This window comes from Mycobacterium sp. NPDC003449, assembly GCF_053588415.1.
In genome coordinates this window covers 1-19265 of record NZ_JBSFPX010000023.1, presented here as the reverse complement: position 1 = coordinate 19265, position 19265 = coordinate 1, and the positions used below count along the sequence as shown (strand labels likewise).

Here is a 19265-nt window from a genome sequence, read left to right as displayed (position 1 = left end):
ACCCCGGCAAGCCCCACCCTCGCAGACAAGGACGTCCCATGACCCAGGAATCTCCCGCGGAACCCTCCGCCCCACCGCCCGGAGTGAATCCGGTACAGGAACGACGGGTGCTGGTCGCAGGCACCGTCGGATCCGTCGTCGAGTGGTACGACTTCGGCCTGTTCGGCGCCGCGTCGGCCCTCGTCATCGGCCCGCTGTTCTTCTCAGAGGACCTCTCGGCCTCGGCCGCGACCCTGGCGGCCTTCGCCACCTTCGCCGTCGGCTTCTTCGCCAGGCCGGTCGGCGGGATGCTGATCGCCAACTTCGGCGACAGGTTCGGCCGTAAACCCGCGTTGATCTTCACCCTGGTGCTGATGGGCCTGTCGACGTTCCTGATGGGCTGCCTGCCCACCTACGAACAGATCGGCATCTGGGCACCGATCCTGCTGGTCACGTTGCGGCTGTGCCAGGGCGCCGGGGCGGGAGCCGAACTGGCAGGCACCATGACGATCATCTCCGAGACGATCCGGCCCAGCCGCCGGGCCTTCGGGACGGCGGTTCCCAACGGCGCCACCGCCATCGGCTCGGCACTCGGCGTGGTGACCTTCCTGATCGTGGCCACCCTGCCCGGCGACGTCTTCCTCACCTGGGGCTGGCGGATCCCGTTCCTGTTCAGCGCCGTCATCTTCGGCGTCGCGGTGTTCATCCGCAAACGCGTCGAGGAAGCACCGGAATTCCTGGCGGCCAAGGCCAGAGCCGAACAGCAACCCGCGGCGCGCATCCCGGCCTGGCGCCTGGTCCGCGGCCACTGGCGCGGTGTGCTGATCGGGTTCGGCGCGATGGCCGGGCACCAGGCCATGTCCTATATCACCACGACGTTCGCCCTCAGCTACATCACCAGCACGCTGACCATGCCGCGCAGTGTCGCGCTGACCGCATCGCTGATCGCCTCACTGATCGGTGCGTTCCTGGCGGCCTTCTTCGGCGCCGCGGCCGACCGGGTCGGAGCTCCAAAGGTTTTCGCGTTCGGCGCGGCGTTCTGTCTGCTGATGGCGTTCCCGATGTTCGCCCTGCTGGACACCCGCACACCGGTGCTCATCGGGCTGGCGCTGGTGCTCACCTATTCGGTGTCGTTCGGCGCGATGGCCGGCGCGCAGGGCGCCTTCCTGGTCGATCTGTTCCCGGCCGACGTGCGGTTCTCGGGTGTCGCGCTGTGCCGCGAGCTGGCGGGCACCCTGATCGGCGGGCCCGCGCCGCTGGTGGCCGCGAGCCTGGTCATCGCCGGCGGCGGAAAGCCCTGGCTGGTCGCGGTTCTGCTCGGGGTGTGCTGCGCGGTCACCCTGCTGTCGCTGCGCATCGCCGCCGTCCGCGCGCGCCGGGAGTCGTCGGCTCCGGCATCGTCGTATGCCCCGGCGGGTGGCTGAGATGACCACCGCATCGATGACCGCCGCAGCGCCGGGACCGTTCCGGCTGGACGGCGAGGTGGTCCTGATCACCGGGGGCACGGGCGGTCTCGGCGCCCCGATGTGCCGCGCGTTCGCCGCCGCCGGCGCGTCGGTGGCCGTTCATCATCTCGACGACGCGGTCCGCGCCGACGCACTCGTCGCGGAGCTGACCGCCCACGGGGCAACGGCATCGGCCGTGCGGGGTGACGTCACCGATGAGGCACAGGTGGACCGGATCTTCGCCGATGTGGCGCGAGATCTGGGGCGTTGCACCATCGTGGTGAACAACGCCGGGATGATGGAGGAGTCCGCATTCGTCGACATGTCGCTGCGGCAGTGGAACGCCACCATCACCGGTGATCTGACCGGACCGATGCTGGTGTCGCAGCGGTTCGCCCGTCAGCCCGACGCGCGCGGCTGCATCGTCAACGTGTCGTCCCAGCTGGCGGTGAAGGGCGCGCACAATTTCGTGTCGTACTCGGCCGCCAAGGCCGGTGTGCTCGGCCTGACCCGGGCGTTGGCCCGCGAACTGGGGCCCCGGATCCGGGTGAACGCGATCGCCCCCGGGCCGGTCGCGACACCGCTGATCGCTGATCTCGTCACCGATCCCACCTGGGTGCGCGAACGCACCACGGGCTCGGTCACCGGTGAACTGGCCACCCCCGAACAGGTGGCACCGGCCGTGGTGTTCCTGGCCTCCCCGGCCGCGGTGCTGCTGCACGGTCAGACACTGCATGTCAATGGTGGTGGGGTGATGCCGTGAAATAGAATCCCGGCGATGACTGTGCGGCCCGACGCGAGGAAGCCGACGGTGCGCGATGTCGCGGCCGAGGCGCAGGTCTCTGTGGCGACGGTGTCGCGCGTGCTGGCCGGCACGTCCAAGGTGGTGACCGACCGGACCCAGAAACGGGTTCTGGATGCGGCCGCGCGTCTCGGATACGAAGTGAACGTCGCCGCCAAATCGCTGGCGACCGGCCGCAACGGCAATGTGGCGGTGCTGGTTCCCGATCTCAGCAACCAGCACTTCACCATCATCGTGCAGTCGCTGATCCACGCCTCCGGCGAGGACTCGATGCACGTATTCGTCGGGGACTCGTTGAACTCCCCGAATCTGGAGGTCGCACTGTCCGCCGAGATGCTGTTGCGCTCCGACGGCTTGATCCTGTGCAGCCCGCGGTCCTCGTTCACCGATCTGCGGCCGATCCTCGAGGGTGGCAAGCCGGTGGTCACGATCAACCGGCCGTTCCCGGAATCGCCGCGCGCATCGTCGGTACGCACCGATGTGGTCGACGCCACCGAACAGATCGTCGACGGGCTACTTCGATTCGGCCACCGCTCATTCGCGTTCGTGGTGACGGGGCTGGAGTCTCAGCAGAACGCCATCCGCTGGGGCGTGATCGAACGTATGGTGTCGGCCGCGGGTGCCGACGCCGTCATGGCCGACCTCTCGGATGCGCTCGGCGACCTCACCGCCGATCTGCGTGGCCTCGTCGAGCGTGGCTGCACCGCCATCATCTCGGTCAACGACCTGATGGCGACGGCCGTGATGTACACCCTGTCCGAAATGGGACTCCGTGTGCCAGGCGATATCTCGGTGACCGGATTCGACGACACACCGCTGGCGCGTTGGGTCACCCCGCGCCTGACCACCGCACGGATGCACGAGGACCAACTCGGGCGTGCGGCCTGGGACGCGATGAAGCGGCTGCTCTCGACGACGCCGGAAACCGTCGACACGACGTTTCGGGCCGATCCGGTCTTCCGGGATTCGACGGGCCCGCGCGCTCGATAGGACCGATCCGGTCGCAGGATGTTGCCGGCCGGAATGTAACCGGTTACCTTGGGGGTATGCCCGCTACTGACCGAACCAACCGCCAACCCCTGAACCGCGCGCTGTCCTGGCCGGAACTCACGGTCGGACAACGCTTCCGGAGCCCGGCCCGGACCATCACCGAATCCGATGTGGGGTCGTTCGCGGGGCTGACCGCGGACTACTCCCCCATGCACATCGACCGCGAGTTCGCCGAGCAGTCGCAGTTCGGCGGGCGCATCGCCCACGGGCTGCTCGGCCTGTCCGTGGCACACGGTCTGATGTTCGGCAGCGGGCTGCTCGGCAGCAACGCCATCGCCTTCCTCGGGCTCTCGGACTGGTCGTTTCGCGCGCCGATAGCCCTCGGCGATACCATCCACGTCGACTTCGAGATCGCCGAATTGCGGCGCCGTACAAGCAAACCCGAACAGGGTATCGCCACCTTCGAGGTCGAGGTGGTCAACCAGCGCGCCGAGGTCACCCAATCCGGGCGCAAGGCCCTGCTGTTGCACGCCCCGACCGGCCACGGCCCAGGACTCGACAGCGCGCGCGGTTGACGACAGGCTGGTCCCCATGGGCACAGCAGCGCGGCGCGACCGCGACGATTCGGGCCGGCCGCGCAATACGCGTCCCCGCGACGCGCTCGGCAGGCCACTGCCCTATGGCAGCGAGGGCGTCCCGCGGATCCCCGACGATCTGGACCTCGCGCCGGCCGAATCGCTCGGCTACGCCCAGCGCCTGCTCGACGACGGTCAGGCCTTCGGCGCCCATGAGGTCCTCGAGGCGGCCTGGAAGAACGGCCCGGACGACGAGCGGCCGCTGTGGCAGGGGCTGGCCCAGCTGGCCGTCGGCATCACCCATGTGCAGCGCGGAAATCGGAACGGCGGTGCGGCCCTGCTCCGGCGCGCGGCGGCGCGGCTCGCCCTCGTCGCACAACCCGCACCGTACGGCGTCGACGTCGCCCGGTTGACCGGCTATGCCACGGCCCTGGCCGACGATCTGGAGCAGCCCGGCGACATCGCCGCCGAGCGGATGCGCATCCACCTGGTCGGCACCGCGCCGGGATAATGGGGCGATGGGAGAAATCCGGCCGACGGCGACGCGTGAGGTGTATCGAAACAACTGGATGACGCTTCGCGAGGACGACATCGTGCGCCCCGACGGCAGCACCGGGATCTACGCCGTGGTGGACAAACCGACCTATGCGCTGGTGATCCCGTGTGTGTCGGATTCCGAAGGGGACCGATATCACCTCGTCGAGCAGTACCGGTATCCGCTGCGGCTGCGGCGTTGGGAGTTCCCGCAGGGCACCGCACCCGAGCGCAAGGACCTCGAACCGGCCGCGCTGGCCGAGCGGGAGCTGCGCGAGGAGACCGGGCTGCGCGCCGCGAGCGTGGTGCGGCTCGGCCAACTCGACGTCGCGCCGGGCATGAGCAGCCAGCGCGGCTGGGTGTTCCTGGCCACCGAGCTCACCGAGGGTGAGCACGAACGCGAGCACGAGGAGCAGGACATGCACAGCGCATGGTTCTCGCCCGCCGAGGTCGAGCGGATGATCCGCGACGGCGAGATCACCGACGCGCAGACGATCGCCGCGTGGGCGATGCTGTTGCTGCACCGGCGCGGCTGACCCGGCCCGGCCACCGGGACACCGTCACCGTGCGGTTCTGCGCTGCACCTGGGCGTAGGCCGCGGTCGCCGCGAGGGCCATCAGGCCGACCAACAGGTACTGCCAGGCCTGCGACAGTTTGAGGAAGATCGTCGCGTTGCTGATCACCTGCAGCAGCAGCACACCGAAGACCACCCCGACGAAGCTGCCACGGCCACCGAAGATCGAGGCCCCGCCGAGGACCACCGCGGTGATGGCGGCCAGCGTGTAGGTGATGCCCGCGGTGGGATCACCGACGCCGATCTGGGCCATCAAGAGCAACGCACCCACCGCCGTCAGCACCGAGCTGGCGACATAGGCGATCAGCTGGATCGAGCCGACGCCGACACCGCGCTTGCGGGCGGCCGCCTCATCCGACCCGGACGCGCGCAGCCGCAACCCGAACGTGGTCCGGCGCGAGGCGAATTCGAACAGGACCAGCACCGCGACGCCGATGATCACGGCGATCGGGAACGGTCCGATGCGGGTGTTGATCGCCTCGACGACGTCGAGCGCGATGATGCCGCCCGGCGCGTCGCGCCACACCAGCGACAGGCCCTGCAGCGCGGTGTAGGTGATCAGGGTGGCCACCACCGGCACCACCCGCGAATAGCGGACCATGGCGCCGTTCGCCGCGCCGACGCCGGCCGCCAGCGCGAACATCAGCACGAATCCCAGTATCCACCAGCCGAATCCGTAGCCCTCCACGATGAAGAACGATGCGACCACCACCAGCGTCCCGCTCAGCGGCCCCACCGACAGGTCGATACCGCCGGTCAGCATGACGACCAGCTGCCCGGCCGCCAGGAACAGCACGGGGGCCATCAGCATCAGCAGGTTGGCGATGTTGAACTCCGAGAGGAACCGCCCGTTGACCGCGGTGGTGACCGCGCCGAGGGCCAGGATGACCGCCAGCAGCACCAGGCTCGGTGACTGCTGGCTGCCGATCAGGCGCTGCCAGCGGCCGGGTCGGCCGACCCGCGGCGCCGTCACGGTCTCGCGTTCGGTGTCGCCGCGGCCGGCGGTGAGCGAGGCCTGGGTGATCGCATGCTCGGTCACCTCGTCGCCGGTGAGTTCGGCGACCACCCGGCCCCGGGAGAACACCAGCACACGGTCGCACAACCCGGCGAGCTCGACATCGTCGGAGCTGAGCACCACCACCGGAGTTCCCGCATCGGCGACGTCGCGCAGCCGGTGATAGATCTCCGAGCGGACGCCCACGTCGATACCTTGAGTGGGCTCATCGCACAGCAGCAGTTCGGGCGCCGCCAAAAGGGCCCGGCCCAGCACCACCTTCTGCTGGTTGCCGCCGGACAGCGTGCCCACTTCGGCGTCGATGGAGGCCGTTTTCACGCCGAGTTCGGCGACCTGCTCATGAGCCAGCTCGCGCTCGACGGCCGGTGCGACGAAACCGGCCCGCGAGACCCGGCGCAAGGCGGCCAGGGACAGATTTTCGCGTACCGACAGGATCGGGGCGATGCCCTCGATGCCGCGTTCCTGGGGCATCAGGATGATCCCCTTGTCGCGGGCCGCGCGCGGCGACGACAGCCTGAGCCCGCCGCCGTCGACGGACACCTCGCCGCGCGAGGCGACGGCGCCGCCGAGCGCCCGGATGAACTCGCGCTGCCCGTTGCCCTCGACGCCGGCCAGCCCGAGGATCTCGTGCCGCCGGATCGATGTGGACACGCCGGGGGCGTCGACGGCGCCGAAGTCGGAAACCACCACGGCCGGATCGCCCGGATCGCCGCAGCGGGCCGGGAACAGCGCCTCAACCGTGCGCCCGGCGATCAGCGTGACGATCTCGTCCTCGGTGACCTCGGTGGCCGCGAACCGGCCGCGGATCCGCCCGTCCCGCAGGACGGTGATCCGGTCGGCCAGTTCGAACACGTCGGGCAACCGGTGGCTGATGTAGATGACCGCCACACCCGATGCGGACAGTTCCCGGATCAGCTCGAACAGCCGCGCGGATTCCGCCGCGGCGAACGGTTCGGTCGGTTCGTCGAGGATCAGCACGCTGGGCTCGCACGCGAGCGCGCCGCAGAGCTCGATGGCCTGCTTCTCGGCAAGACCGAGCTGGCCCGCGGGCAGCGCCGGGTCGATCGGAATGCCCATCGGCGTGAGCTTTTCGGCCGCCCACGCGTCGAGTTCACCGAGCCGTGGGCGCAGGCTCGGCGGTACGGCCAGCGCGAGGTTCTCGGCCACCGTGAGGTCGGGCAGGATCGCCGGGATCTGGTAGGCGATGGCCAGGCCGGCCTCCTTGGCCGCCAACGGCGATGCCGCCCGCAGTTCGTCGGCGCCGATGTGCACGGTGCCGCGGTCCGGGGCCAGGGCTCCCGAGGCGACCGCCATCAGGGTCGACTTCCCGGCCCCGTTGCCGCCGACCAGGGCGTGCACCTCACCGGGTTCGGCGTCGAAGCCGACATCGTCGAGTGCGGTCACACCGGGAAACGTCTTGGTGACGCCGGCCACCGACAGTCCGCGACCTTTGGTGCGGGGCAGGGTCTTTGACCGCTGGTCAGTCCGGGCCGGTGCGGTGGGGTTCTGGGTCATCGGTAGATCTCCGCGAGTTTCTCGGTGCTCAGCTCCGAGGAGGTGACGGCGCTGGCGGGCAGGGCGCGGTCACACTCCGGAATGAGCTTGGGGTCCAGTGAGTTCATCACGATGGGCACGTTGACGATGTCGGGTTCGGGTTCTGGAATGCCCTGGGCGGCGGCGACGGCCTTGCGCAGTGCCAGCCGCACGATCCAGGTGCGCGCGGTGACGGCGACGATCTGGAACTGCGGCTGCTTGGGCTTGTTGTCGGCGTAGGCGCACGCGAATCCGTTGTTGTCGTTGGCCGTCCACACCGGAAGCGGCCGCCCGGCTTGCAGGAACGCGCGGATGCCGCCGAGCGAACTGTCACCGGAGTCGGTGATGACGGCGTCGATCTTGGCGTACTTGGCCAGCAGGCCCGCGACGACGCGCTGGGTCTGCGCCGGGTTCCAGCCGGTGTCGATCGGGGCGCCGGGATCGTTGAGCAGGGTCACGTTCCTGCAGTCGGGGTTGTCGGCGAGTTCGTCCTCGATGCCGTGGATCTCGCTGAGGCTCTGGGCATTACCGGGGGTGCCGCCCAGAAATATCGCGTTGCCGCCCTTGGAACCGAGTGCGCCACACACCCATTGGGCCCATTTCGCACCGTCGGTGACGGTGTTGTGCCCGACGAACGTCGTGTAGTCGACACCCGCGGTCCCTCCCGGGCTGGCGGTGTAGGGCACCACGGCCACACCGGCCTCGAACGCCTCGCGCAGGGTCGGCAGCAGGGCGGGCCCGGCGTCGGGGAACACCACCAGGGCTTGCACTCCCAGCGCGACCAGGGCCTTGATATCGCTGATCGCCTTCTGCGGGTTGTTCTGCCCGTCCGCGTAGGGCAGTACCTCGATGTTGGGGCATTTGGCGGCCTCGTCCTCGAATTCGGCCCTGGCCGTCTTGCGGAAGGCGTTGTCTCCGACACCGTCGGCCAGGGCCACCTTGACCGGGCGGTCGCCGCAGAAGTCGCTGATGGGTTTGAGCTGTTCGACCGAGCCGCTCAGGGTGGGGTCCAGGTAGACCGGGTCGACCTGGAATGCGGCGGGCTCGCTGAACGGTCCGCCGGCGCACGACGTCACGGTGACGCCGGCCAGCAGCGCCGCGAGGGCCGCCCTGATTCGAGTGTTCACGCCAATTCTCCTGTTGGTCGAGGCTTTTAGGCTGCGGTGCCGCGGAGCCGGACGAAGCGCCGCCAGTCCACCCCGCGCAGCACGATGGCCGCGGCCAGGACCAGGGCCTGGATCAGCAGCTGCATGGCCGTCGACGCACCGGCGGCCAGCACCACCTGGCCGAGCTGGGTCAGGAACAGCGCGGCGACCGCGGTGGCGGTGATCGAGGAGATGCCGCCGCGCAGCAACGTGCCGCCCAGCACCACCGCGGCGATGGTGGTGAGCTGATAGCTCTGCCCCAGCTGCAGGTCGGGGGTGCGCAGATAGGCGGCGAGCAGCATTCCGGCCGCGGCATAGGCGATTCCGGCCAGGACGTAGGCCATCACACCGTTGGTGGAGGTGCGAAGCCCCGCGATGCGGGCCGCGGGGACGCCGGCACCGACCGCGACGAACCGGCGGCCCGCCACGCTCCGTTTGAGCACCAGTTGCGTGACGATCACCAGCCCGACCGCCAGCAGGAACACCGTGGGGATGCCGGCCACCGAGCTGACGGCGAATGCGCTGACGGCGGGGTCGGCGGTACCGGGGAACCCGCTGGAGGCCACCAGCACCAGGCCGGTCAGCAGCGAGTTGACGGCCAGCGACGCGACGAACGCGGCCACCGAGAAGCGCACCACCGCAACGCCGATCACCAGCCCGGAGACCGCCCCGGCGGCGACCCCGAGCAGCACGCACAGCACGGTGGGCAGCCCGCCCTGGGCCAGCTTGGTGACGCACACCGCGGCGATCGCCATGACTCCCGGCACCGAAAGGTCGATACCGCCGTGGGTGATCACCAGGGTCTGCCCCAGCGCCGCGATCGCCATCACCGCGGCGAACGGCAGCATGGCGGTGAGCGCCGACGGCGTCATGCTGCCGGGTGCGATCAACGGGCTGATCACGAAGACCACGATGGCCAGCAACCAGATCGGCATGAACCGGTCGGTCCGGATCCGCTGCCACAGCCCGGGGTGGGCGGGGCTGAGCTCACTGTCCGGCCCGGTCTGTGATGTGAGAGTTGACATGGTGGGTTCCTCGAAAGGTGTTGTGCCGGTCAGATGCTGGTGTAGCCACCGTCGACGGCCAGGGCCGCACCGGTGACGAAGCTCGAGTCGGCCCCGAGCAGGAACGCGATCGCCGACGCCACCTCGGCGGCCTCGGCGACGCGGCCGATCGGATGCGCGGCATACAGCGCGCGGCGGGCCGCGTCGGGATCGGGTTGCGATCCGAGGTAGGTCGCCAGCTGCCGGGTCTCGACGGTCCCGGGGCTGACGACGTTGGCCCGGATGCCGCGCGCGGCGTACTCGACCGCGATCTGGCGGGTCAGCTGCGCGACCGCGCCCTTGGAGGCGCAGTACGCGGCCTGGTTGGGCAGCGCGACGGTGCCCGAGATGGAGGACAGGTTGACGATGGCGCCCGGCCGGCCGGTGTCGACGAGACGGCGGATGAACTCGCGGCAGATCAGGAAGACACCCGTCACGTTGACCGACTGCAGGGCGTTCCAGTCGCCCAGCGTGGTCTCGGTCAGCGGTTTGGAGATCATCACCGCGGCCGAGGTGACCAGCCCGTCGATGCCGCCGAAGGCCCGATATCCGGCGTCGACCGCGGCCGCGGCGGCGCTTTCCCCGGAGACGTCGGCGATGGCAGTGACCGCCTCGGCGCCGGCCGACCGGGCGTCCTCGGCGACCCGTTCCAGGTGCTCGCCGTCGATGTCGGCGAGCACCAGCCGGTGTCCGCGCCCGGCCAGCAGGGTGGCGGTCGCCGCGCCGATTCCGCTGGCAGCGCCCGTGATCAAGGTTGTTCGCGCAGTGGTCGAGGTGGCGTCGGTCATGAGCCCGACCACCCTTCGACATACTGCATGCAGCACGCAGAGTATCCCACGTCACACACATTGACATGCTGCATGCAGCATGTCAATGTGGCAGCAGCCGATCGGAAGCGAGGAACAGGTGTCGGACACTCACTCGAGCCGCGTCGACGCGGGTGCGCAGCACCCGGTCGTCGCCGTCGCCCAGGTCCCCTCGGTGCTCGGCGACCCGGACGCCAATATCGGGTCGACGGCCGGCTGGATGCGCGACGCCGCGGCAGGTGGGGTGCGGCTGACCGTCTTCCCCGAGTGCACCCTGTCGGGCTACATGATGGACTCGCGGGCCCAGGTCCAGGCCGCGGCGATCGAGGCCACCGAGGACCGGCTGGCGCCACTCGTCGAGACCGCCTCGGCTACCGGCACATTCGCCGTGGTGGGGCTGCTCGAACGCGACGCGGACAAGGTCTACAACGCCGCGGTGCTGATCGGGCCGGACGGCATCGCGGGCACCTACCGCAAGCAGCACCTGCCGATGTTGGGCGCCGACCGATTCGTCGACCCCGGTGACGGTGCCCAGCGCGTCTACCAGGCGGGTGCGCTGCGGGTCGGCATCATGATCTGCTTCGACCTGCGATTCCCGGAATGCGCCAGGGCCGCGGCCCTCGGCGGCGCCGATGTGATTGCCATGCCGACCAACTGGCCGATGACGGCGGGATTCCTGGCCGATCACATGACCCGGGTGCGCGCCGTGGAGAACCTCGTCTACCTGGCCGTCGCCGACCGGTGCGATCGCGAGACCGGCACCGACTTCCTCGGCCGCAGCCAGGTGGTGGCACCGTCGGGTGAGGTCCTGGTCAACGCGGGCACCGCGGAGGGGATCGCCGTGGCGTCGATCGACCTCACCCGATCCCGCACCAAGACTTTGACATTCGACGATCCGCCGTACTCGCTCCCGGTGTTCGAAGGCCGCCGCCCCGAGCTGTACTCGGCGCTCACCAACCCCACGGACCGTTAGACAGGAGGAGGACGCCATGTGTGGACCGGGCATCATCGACGAGCGCACCCGCAACCTCATCGCCGCGCACGCCGCGAAGTTCCGCGAGGTCACCATGAGCCCGTTCGGGCCCGACGACGAGACCGGCATGCTGAACCTGATCAGCGCCGAGAAGTCGCGAGAGGTCATGCGTGCCGCCGACGGCGGCGCGGCGATCGACCTTTCGGTGGACTACTTCGTCGGCATGCCATCGTGGACCAAGGCCGGCGACCCGGGCTTTCAGCAGTGGATGACCCACACCCCGCCGGGAACCGTGCTCGACGACATCACCGGCGTCGGAGTCGACCAGAACCACCTAGTGTCCTATTCGGGTGATGCGATGTCGATGTACACCCACTGCGGAACCCACATCGACACGCTCAACCACTTCGGTTATCACGGCAAGATCTTCAACGGATACGAAGCCGCGCAATGCATCAGCTCGCGGCACTGGATCAAGTGCGGGGCCGACAAGTTCCCGCCGATCATCACCCGCGGGGTGCTGTTCGACATCGCCGGCCTGCACGGCGTCGACGTGCTGCCCGACAACTACGGGATCGGCGCGAAGGACCTCGCCGACGCGCTGACCCGCCAGCAGGTCGAGTTCCGCCCCGGCGACGTCGCCCTGGTGCGCACCGGCCGGATGCGCCACTGGCCCGACACCGACCGCTACATCGACAACGCGCCCGGCCTCAACCGCGAGGGCGCGGAGTTTCTGGCCGAGGCCGGAGCGGCCGTCATCGGCGGCGACAACCTGGCACTGGAGCAGTCCCCCTCCCCCGACGCCGAGAACTGGCAGGTGGTGCACACCTATCTGCTGGCCGAGGCCGGTGTGCCGATCATGGAGGTGGTCGACTGCGAAACCCTGGCCGGCGAAGGGCTTTACGAGTTCGCATTCATCGGTGCCTGCATGAAGGTGCGGGGCGCCACCGGGGCGCCGATGCGCCCGCTGGCGATGCCGCTGCTGCCCTGACCTGGCACTGAAAGGATTCACATGTCTGAATCGTCCGGGTACCGGGCGGGCACCTCGGCCGTCGACAACAGTCGCACGTCCTACGGTGATGCCGGCTTCAGCCGCTATCTGCGCAGGGCGTTCCTGGCCTCTGCGGGCTACGACGACGAGAGCCTGGAGCGGCCCATCGTCGGAATCGCGGTCACCCAAAGCGATTACAACACCTGCCACCGTGACATGCCCGCGCTGCTCGCCGCGGTCCGGCGCGGCGTCGAGCAGGCCGGTGGTCTGCCGATGGACTTCCCGACCATCTCGCTCGGCGAGATTCTCACCTCGCCGACCACGATGCTGTTCCGCAATCTGATGGCGATGGACACCGAGGAGATGATCCGGGCGTTGCCGATGGACGCCGCGGTACTGCTGGGCGGCTGCGACAAGACCGTGCCTGCCCAGTTGATGGCGGCCGCGTCATCGGATGTCCCGGTGCTGCTGGAGGTCGTCGGCCCGATGATGACCGGGTCGTGGCGTGGTGAGCGGCTCGGTGCGTGCACCGACTGCCGGCGGTTCTGGGGTGCGCACCGCGGGGGCGAACTCGACGGCGACGAGATCGTCTCGGTGCGCCAGGAACTGGTCTCGACCACCGGCACGTGCACCGTGATGGGCACCGCGTCGACCATGGCGACGGTGACCGAGACGCTGGGCATGATGCTTCCCGGCGGTGCCACCCCGCCGGCGGTGAGCGGGGCACGGCTGCGGCACGCCACCGAAACTGGAAGGCGCGCCGTCGAACTGGCGCGCACCGGCGGCCCACTGCCGCGTGAGGTGATGACCAGGGAGGCCTTCGAGAATGCGATCCGGGTGCTGGCGGCGATCGGCGGGTCGACCAATGCGCTGATCCATATCGTCGCGGTGGCGCGCCGGGCCGGAGTCCCGCTGGAGCTGGCGGACTTCGACAAGATCGGTTCGGACACCCCACTTCTGGTCGACTGCAAACCCTCCGGCGTCGGCTACATGGAGGATTTCCACCGGGCCGGTGGCGTGCCCGCGCTGTTGACGGAGTTGGCGCCGCTGTTGCACCACGACCCCCGGGGGGTGAGCGGCCGGTCGGTGGGCGAGCTGATCGCCCGGGCGGAGAAACCGGCCGAATGGCAGGACACCATCCGTCATCTCGAGGAACCGCTGGGGCCGCCGGGGGCGCTGGCGGTGCTGTCGGGATCCCTGGCGCCGAACGGGGCCATCATCAAGGCGTCGGCGGCCAGCCCGCAGCTGATGCAGCACACCGGGCCGGCGCTGGTGGTGGACAACCCCGCCGACGCGGCCATGATCCTCGACGACCCCGATCTGGACGTGACCCCCGAGCACGTATTGGTGATGCGGTACTCCGGACCGGTCGCGGCGGGTATGCCGGAATCGGGTGCGCTGCCGATCCCGGCGAAACTCGCGCGGGCCGGGGTGCGGGACATGGTGCGCGTTTCGGACGCCCGGATGAGCGGCACGTCGTACGGAACGGTGGTCCTGCACTGCGATCCCGAGGCCGCCGCGGGCGGGCCGCTGTCGGTGGTCCGCAACGGCGACCTGATCCGGCTGGACGTGCCGAACCGGTCGATCGATCTGCTGGTGCCCGCCGAGGAGATCGCCGAGCGGCTGCGGTCGTTCACCCCGCCGCCGCGGGCGGCCCGCGGGTGGCGGCGCCTGTACGAGGAGACGGTGTTGCCTGCCAGCCAGGGCGCGGACCTGTCATTTCTCTAGCAACGCGGACGTGGACCGGCACGGCGCATGCTGCATGCATCTATGCTGAACCGAATGCCGGTTGAGCAGGGGGCGTGAATGGTGTTCGACGCCGAGCAGGTGTCGCTGACCGATCGGGTCTACGACGAGCTGATGCGCGCCGTTCGGGAGGGCGAGCTGCGGCCGGGGACGATGCATTCCGTGGTCGAGATCTCGGGCCGGCTCGGGGTCTCGCGGACCCCGGTGCGCGAAGCGCTGCTGCGGATGGCCGGCAACGGGATGGTGCGGTTCGAACGCAGCCGGGGGGTACGTATCCTCGAGGTGTCCACGCAGGACATCGAGGAGATCTACTCGCTGCGGATGATGCTCGAGGTGCCCTCGGCGTATCGGGCGGCCGAGCTGATGACCGATGATCTGCTGGCGCCGGTGCAGGAGGCGTTCGACCGGATGGCCGAGGCCGCCGAGGCCGGCGACGAGTCCCGCTTCCGCGCGGCCGATGTGGACTTCCACGCGGCGATCATCGCCGCCGCGGGTAACCGCCGGGTCTCCGAGGCCGCCGCCAACACCCGGATCCAGATGATGGACCGCGGGTTGTCCACCACGGCGACCCGAACCCTCGCCGACATCCTGTTGGTGCACAAGCGGATCCTCGACGCGATCTCCGGCCGCGACCCCGCGGCCAGCGCCGGGCGGATGCGCGATCACCTGGTCGAGACGGTGCGGCTGCTGCTGACGCAATCCACCGGCGACGACACCATGGCCGGCGCCTATACGCCGCCTCCCCTTCCGGTGGACTAGCGCGGCGCGGGCCTCACCCGCGCTCGGCCAGCGCCCGCAGGAAGAAGCCGAAGTTGGCCGGTCGCTCGGCCAGGCGCCGCACGAAGTAGCCGTACCACTCCTGGCCGAACGGGACGTAGACCCGGACGTGGTTACCGGCATCGGCCAGCCTGCGCTGCTCGCCGTCGCGAATGTTGTAGAGCATCTGATACTCGAAATCATCGACACCGCGGCCGAATTCAGCGGTCAGCGCCGGCACGGCCCCGATGATCGCCGGATCGTGCGAGGCCACCATCGGATAGCCGTTGCCTGCCATCAGGATCCGCAGGCACCGCAGGTAGGAGTCGGTGACCTCGTCGGCCTCGCGGTAGGCCACCGAAGCGGGCTCGTCGTAGGCTCCCTTGCACAGCCGGATCCGGGCCCCGGCCGCGGCGAACTCGGCGCAGTCGGCCTGGGTGCGCTTCAGGTAGGCCTGTAGAACCGTTCCCAGCCAGTCGAATTCGGTCCGCAGATCGCGCACGATGGACAACGTCGAGTCGGTTGTGGTGTGGTCCTCGGCATCGACGGTCACCCAGGCGCCCACCTCGCGCGCCTTGACACAGATGGTGTGCGCGTTCTCGTAGGCGATCTTCTCGCCGTCGCGGGGCAGCGCCTGACCCAGCGCCGACAGCTTGAGCGACACCTCCAGTGGGCGCACCGGCGCCGCCCGGTCGGCGTCGCGCAGCTGCAGCCCGTCCAGCAGTGCCAGGTAGGCCTGCACCGTCCGCTCGGCGTCGTCGATGCTGGTGGTGTCCTCACCGAGATAGTCGACCGTGACCAGGCGCCCCGAATCACTCAGTGCCGCAACGGTGTCGAGCGCGTCGGGAATGGTATCGCCGGCGACGAACCGGTCCACCACGCGCCGGGTCACCGGCAGCCGTTCGGCGGTCCGGCGCAGCCGCCGCGACCGCGACGCGGCCATGATCATCGGCCGGGCCACCCGCTGGAATGTCGACTCGATCGCTGCTCGGGTACGCACCGTCAGACCTCCATGTGGGGATAGGTGTGGTTGGTGGGCGGCACGAAGGTCTCCTTGATGGACCGCGCCGACGTCCAGCGCAGCAGGTTCATCGGCGAACCGGCCTTGTCGTTGGTGCCCGAGGCGCGTGAGCCGCCGAACGGCTGCTGGCCGACGACCGCGCCGGTGGGCTTGTCGTTGACGTAGAAGTTGCCCGCGGCGTGCCGGAGCCGGTCCTGCGCGGCGAGCACCGCGCTCCGGTCGTCGGCGATCACCGCACCGGTCAGGGCGTAACGGGCACCGGTGTCGACGACGTCGAGAATCTTGTCGTAGTCGGCATCCGGGTACACGTGCACCGACAGGATCGGGCCGAAGTACTCGGTGGAGAACGCCTCATCGGTCGGGTCGTCGGACAGCAGCACCGTCGGCCGGACGAAATACCCCTCGCTGTCGTCGTATTCGCCGCCCGCGGCGATCGTGACCCCCGGCGCGCCCTTCGCTCGTTCGATGGCCTTGACGTTCTTGGCGAAGGCGCGCTCGTCGATCACCGCACCGCCGTAGTTGGTCAGGTCGGTGACGTCGCCGTACTTGAGTTCCGATGCGGCCGAGAGGAAATCGTCGCCCATCTGCTGCCACACCGAGCGCGGGACGAACGCCCGCGAGGCGGCCGAGCACTTCTGGCCCTGATAGTCGAACGCGCCGCGGATCAGCGCGGTGCGCAGCACATCCGGCCGGGCCGAGGAGTGTGCCAGCACGAAGTCCTTGCCGCCGGTCTCCCCCACGAGCCGCGGATAGGTGTGGTAGCGGTCGATGTTGGCCCCGACCTCGCGCCACAGATGCTGGAAGGTCGCGGTCGAGCCGGTGAAATGGATCCCGGCCAGCCGCGGATCGGCCACCGCCACATCGGAGACCGCGATCCCGTCACCGGTCAGCAGGTTGATCACGCCGGGCGGCAGGCCCGCCGCCTCCAGCAGCTGCATGGTCAGGTAGGCGGCGAAGGTCTGGGTCGGTGAGGGCTTCCACACCACGGTGTTACCCATCAGGGCAGGCGCGGTCGGCAGGTTGCCCGCGATCGCGCTGAAGTTGAACGGCGTGATGGCGTAGACGAACCCCTCCAGCGGCCGGTGATCGGTGCGGTTCCACACCCCTGGGCTGCTGACCGGCTGCTGGGCCAGGATCTCGCGGGCGAAGGCGACGTTGAACCGCCAGAAGTCGATCAGCTCGCACGGCGCGTCGATCTCGGCCTGGTAAGCCGTCTTGGACTGGCCCAGCATGGTGGCCGCGGCGATCTTCTCGCGCCACGGCCCGGACAGCAGATCGGCGGCCCGCAGGAACACCGCGGCGCGCTCGTCGAACGGCAGCGCGGCCCAGTCGTTCTTGGCGGCGAGTGCCGCATCGATCGCCGCGGTGGCGTCGGCGTGCTCGGCGTTGGTCAGGGTGCCCAGCCGGGCCGCGTGGCGGTGCGGCTGAACCACGTCGATGCGGGCGCCCCCGCCCATCCGGTGCCGGCCGCCGATGACGTGCGGCAGGTCGATCGGGGCGTCGGAGAGTGCGGACAGTGCGGCACCGAGCCGGGTGCGTTCACCCGAGCCGGGGGCGTAGTCGTGGACCGGTTCGTTGGCCGGCATCGGCACGGCGGTGATGGCATCCATACGTCAAGAATCCCCGATGTGTCCCACGCAACTCTTGTCTGATCCGACAACCTTGCCGCCGACTATCCGTAAAATCGGACAATATGCGGACGACGGGTGTCAGCCTCGGCCAACTGCTGTTGGCCCTGGATGCCACGCTGGTCCGGTTGGTGCGGGCACCGCGCGGCCTGGACCTGGCCGTGGCCTCGGCCGCACTGATCGATTCCGACGATGTGCGCCTGGGTCTGGCCCCGTCGGCCGGGGCGGCCGATGTGTTCTTCCTGCTCGGGGTGTCCGAGCCGGACGCGCTGCGCTGGGTCGAGCAGCAGGGCGCCCGGCGGCCTCCTGCCGCGATCTTCATCAAGGAGCCCTCCGACGCCGTCGTCGAACGGGCCGTCGCGGCCGGTACCGCGGTGGTGGCCGTCGACCCGCGGGCCCGCTGGGAACGGCTGTACCGGTTGGTCGACCACGTCTTCGAACACCATCACGGCGACGGCGCCCTGCACGATTCGGGCACCGATCTGTTCGGTCTGGCCCAATCGGTCGCCGAGCGCACGCACGGCATGGTCAGCATCGAGGACGCCCAGTCACATGTGCTGGCCTATTCGGCCTCAAGCGACGAGGCCGACGAGTTGCGCCGGTTGTCGATCCTCGGCCGGGCCGGGCCGCCGGAACATCTGGCCTGGATCGCCCAGTGGGGCATCTTCGACGCGCTGCGCTCGCGACCGGAGGCGGTGCGGGTGGCCGAGCGCCCCGAACTGGGTCTGCGCCCCCGGCTGGCGATCGGCATCTTCGCACCCGCCGCCGACGAGCGCCGGGCCCCGGCCTTCGTCGGCACCATCTGGGTGCAGCAGGGCGCGCGCCCACTGGCCGACGACGCCGCGGAGATCCTCCGCGGGGCCGCGGTGCTGGCCGCGCGCATCATGGCGCGGCTGGCCGCGACCCCGTCGACGCACGCCGTCCGGGTCCAGGAACTGCTGGGGTTGGGCGAGCCGGACGCGGTTCTCGACGTGGAGCTGATCGCCAGGGAGCTGGGGGTGCGCGCCGACGGCCGCGCCACGGTGGTCGGATTCGACGGGGGCAGCCCAGGTACCCGGCTCGCCGACGTGCTGGCGTTGAGCGCCAGCGCTTTTCGTCACGACGCCCAGATGGCCTCGGCGGGTTCACGGGTCTATGTGCTGTTTCCCAGCACCGGCAAGGCGGTGACGTCGTGGGTCCGCGGCACCGTCGCGGCGCTGCGCGCCGAACTCGGGCTGCAACTGCGCGCGGTGATCGCCGGCCCGGTGACCGGGCTGGGCGGCGCCGCGGGCGCCCGCGCCGATGTGGACCGGGTGCTCGACACCGCCGAGCGCCACCCCGGAACGCTGGCCGCAGTCACCTCGCTGGCCGAGGCACGCACCACGGTGCTGCTCGACGAGATCGTCACCGCGATCGGCGCCGACGACCGGCTGATCGATCCGCGGGTGCGGACGCTGCGCGCCGACGAACCGGTGCTGGCCGAAACCCTCGGCGTCTATCTGGACTGTTTCGGCGATGTCGGCGCGGCCGCGCGGCACCTGCACGTGCACCCCAACACCGTGCGGTACCGGATCCGCCGGGTCGAGCAGTTGCTGGCAGCCTCGCTCAACGATGCCGATGTGCGGCTGCTGCTGGCGCTGAGCCTGCGGGCGACCGCCTGAATCCCCGCCAATCCCTTGGCGAGCAGACGCGCCGGTACCCAAATCCCGGGCGTGTCGGGTACCGCGGCG

The 19265-nt window shown here is 69.8% G+C and carries 17 protein-coding genes; 11 read left to right on the top strand and 6 right to left on the bottom strand.

All coding sequences use genetic code 11. The features are described 5' to 3' along the window. The first annotated feature begins 38 nt into the window (after window positions 1-38). Genes ACWDTP_RS09210 through ACWDTP_RS09185 form a run of 6 tightly spaced genes read left to right on the top strand, consistent with a single transcriptional unit; the run spans window position 39 to window position 4861 of the window. Entirely contained in the window at window positions 39-1403 is a 1365-nt protein-coding gene (locus ACWDTP_RS09210; protein ID WP_450018771.1) for an MFS transporter, read from the top strand. 1 nt (window position 1404) lies between these two features. Beyond that, window positions 1405-2187 (top strand): SDR family NAD(P)-dependent oxidoreductase, encoded by a 783-nt coding sequence (locus tag ACWDTP_RS09205; RefSeq protein ID WP_450018769.1) that lies wholly within the window; start codon window positions 1405-1407, stop codon window positions 2185-2187. Window positions 2188-2202: 15 nt separating this feature from the next. Continuing rightward, window positions 2203-3216 carry a LacI family DNA-binding transcriptional regulator gene (locus ACWDTP_RS09200; RefSeq protein ID WP_450018767.1) on the top strand — a complete coding sequence of 338 codons (1014 nt, stop codon included), beginning with the start codon at window positions 2203-2205 and terminating at the stop codon, window positions 3214-3216. Window positions 3217-3272: 56 nt separating this feature from the next. Continuing rightward, window positions 3273-3791 carry a MaoC/PaaZ C-terminal domain-containing protein gene (locus tag ACWDTP_RS09195; RefSeq protein ID WP_450018765.1) on the top strand — a complete coding sequence of 173 codons (519 nt, stop codon included), beginning with the start codon at window positions 3273-3275 and terminating at the stop codon, window positions 3789-3791. Window positions 3792-3807: 16 nt separating this feature from the next. Beyond that, window positions 3808-4302, top strand: a complete 495-nt coding sequence (locus ACWDTP_RS09190) for a DUF309 domain-containing protein (RefSeq protein WP_450018763.1) — start codon at window positions 3808-3810, stop codon at window positions 4300-4302. Between the two features lie 7 nt (window positions 4303-4309). Next, window positions 4310-4861: an NUDIX domain-containing protein gene (locus tag ACWDTP_RS09185; protein WP_450018761.1), complete on the top strand. Its 552-nt coding sequence runs from the start codon at window positions 4310-4312 to the stop codon at window positions 4859-4861. A 24-nt stretch (window positions 4862-4885) separates the two neighbouring features. Here the strand turns inward: ACWDTP_RS09185 and ACWDTP_RS09180 are convergent, their stop codons facing one another. Genes ACWDTP_RS09180 through ACWDTP_RS09165 form a run of 4 tightly spaced genes read right to left on the bottom strand, consistent with a single transcriptional unit; the run spans window position 4886 to window position 10423 of the window. After that, a complete protein-coding gene (locus ACWDTP_RS09180; protein WP_450018759.1) occupies window positions 4886-7429 on the bottom strand; it encodes an ATP-binding cassette domain-containing protein in 2544 nt (847 codons plus the stop codon). Continuing rightward, window positions 7426-8574 carry a substrate-binding domain-containing protein gene (locus ACWDTP_RS09175; protein WP_450018757.1) on the bottom strand — a complete coding sequence of 383 codons (1149 nt, stop codon included), beginning with the start codon at window positions 8572-8574 and terminating at the stop codon, window positions 7426-7428. Before ACWDTP_RS09175 ends, ACWDTP_RS09180 begins: the two co-directional genes overlap by 4 nt. A 26-nt stretch (window positions 8575-8600) precedes the next feature. Further along, a complete protein-coding gene (locus ACWDTP_RS09170) occupies window positions 8601-9617 on the bottom strand; it encodes an ABC transporter permease (RefSeq protein WP_450018755.1) in 1017 nt (338 codons plus the stop codon). A gap of 29 nt (window positions 9618-9646) precedes the next feature. Beyond that, window positions 9647-10423: an SDR family NAD(P)-dependent oxidoreductase gene (locus tag ACWDTP_RS09165; RefSeq protein ID WP_450018753.1), complete on the bottom strand. Its 777-nt coding sequence runs from the start codon at window positions 10421-10423 to the stop codon at window positions 9647-9649. Between the two features lie 118 nt (window positions 10424-10541). Here ACWDTP_RS09165 and ACWDTP_RS09160 point away from each other — a divergent pair, with 118 nt between their 5' ends. The 4 genes from ACWDTP_RS09160 to ACWDTP_RS09145 all read left to right on the top strand — a co-directional run bounded on the left by ACWDTP_RS09160 (window position 10542) and on the right by ACWDTP_RS09145 (window position 14910). Continuing rightward, a complete protein-coding gene (locus tag ACWDTP_RS09160; RefSeq protein ID WP_450018751.1) occupies window positions 10542-11414 on the top strand; it encodes a carbon-nitrogen hydrolase family protein in 873 nt (290 codons plus the stop codon). Window positions 11415-11430: 16 nt separating this feature from the next. Next, complete coding sequence (locus tag ACWDTP_RS09155; protein ID WP_450018749.1) at window positions 11431-12405, top strand: cyclase family protein; 975 nt, start codon at window positions 11431-11433, stop codon at window positions 12403-12405. Window positions 12406-12426: 21 nt separating this feature from the next. Beyond that, a complete protein-coding gene (locus ACWDTP_RS09150; protein ID WP_450018747.1) occupies window positions 12427-14133 on the top strand; it encodes a dihydroxy-acid dehydratase in 1707 nt (568 codons plus the stop codon). Between the two features lie 78 nt (window positions 14134-14211). Next, window positions 14212-14910 carry a GntR family transcriptional regulator gene (locus tag ACWDTP_RS09145; protein ID WP_450018745.1) on the top strand — a complete coding sequence of 233 codons (699 nt, stop codon included), beginning with the start codon at window positions 14212-14214 and terminating at the stop codon, window positions 14908-14910. A gap of 13 nt (window positions 14911-14923) precedes the next feature. On the opposite strand, the gene ACWDTP_RS09140 is transcribed toward ACWDTP_RS09145, so the two are convergent. Then, window positions 14924-15856 (bottom strand): proline dehydrogenase family protein, encoded by a 933-nt coding sequence (locus ACWDTP_RS09140; RefSeq protein WP_450018835.1) that lies wholly within the window; start codon window positions 15854-15856, stop codon window positions 14924-14926. A gap of 53 nt (window positions 15857-15909) precedes the next feature. Further along, on the bottom strand, window positions 15910-17538 hold the full coding sequence (gene pruA / locus ACWDTP_RS09135; protein WP_450018743.1) for an L-glutamate gamma-semialdehyde dehydrogenase: 1629 nt from the start codon (window positions 17536-17538) through the stop codon (window positions 15910-15912). A gap of 83 nt (window positions 17539-17621) precedes the next feature. Here pruA and ACWDTP_RS09130 point away from each other — a divergent pair, with 83 nt between their 5' ends. Then, the gene (locus ACWDTP_RS09130) at window positions 17622-19196 is read left to right on the top strand and encodes a PucR family transcriptional regulator (RefSeq protein WP_450018741.1); all 1575 of its coding nucleotides are present in this window, start codon (window positions 17622-17624) and stop codon (window positions 19194-19196) included. Window positions 19197-19265 lie beyond the last annotated feature (69 nt).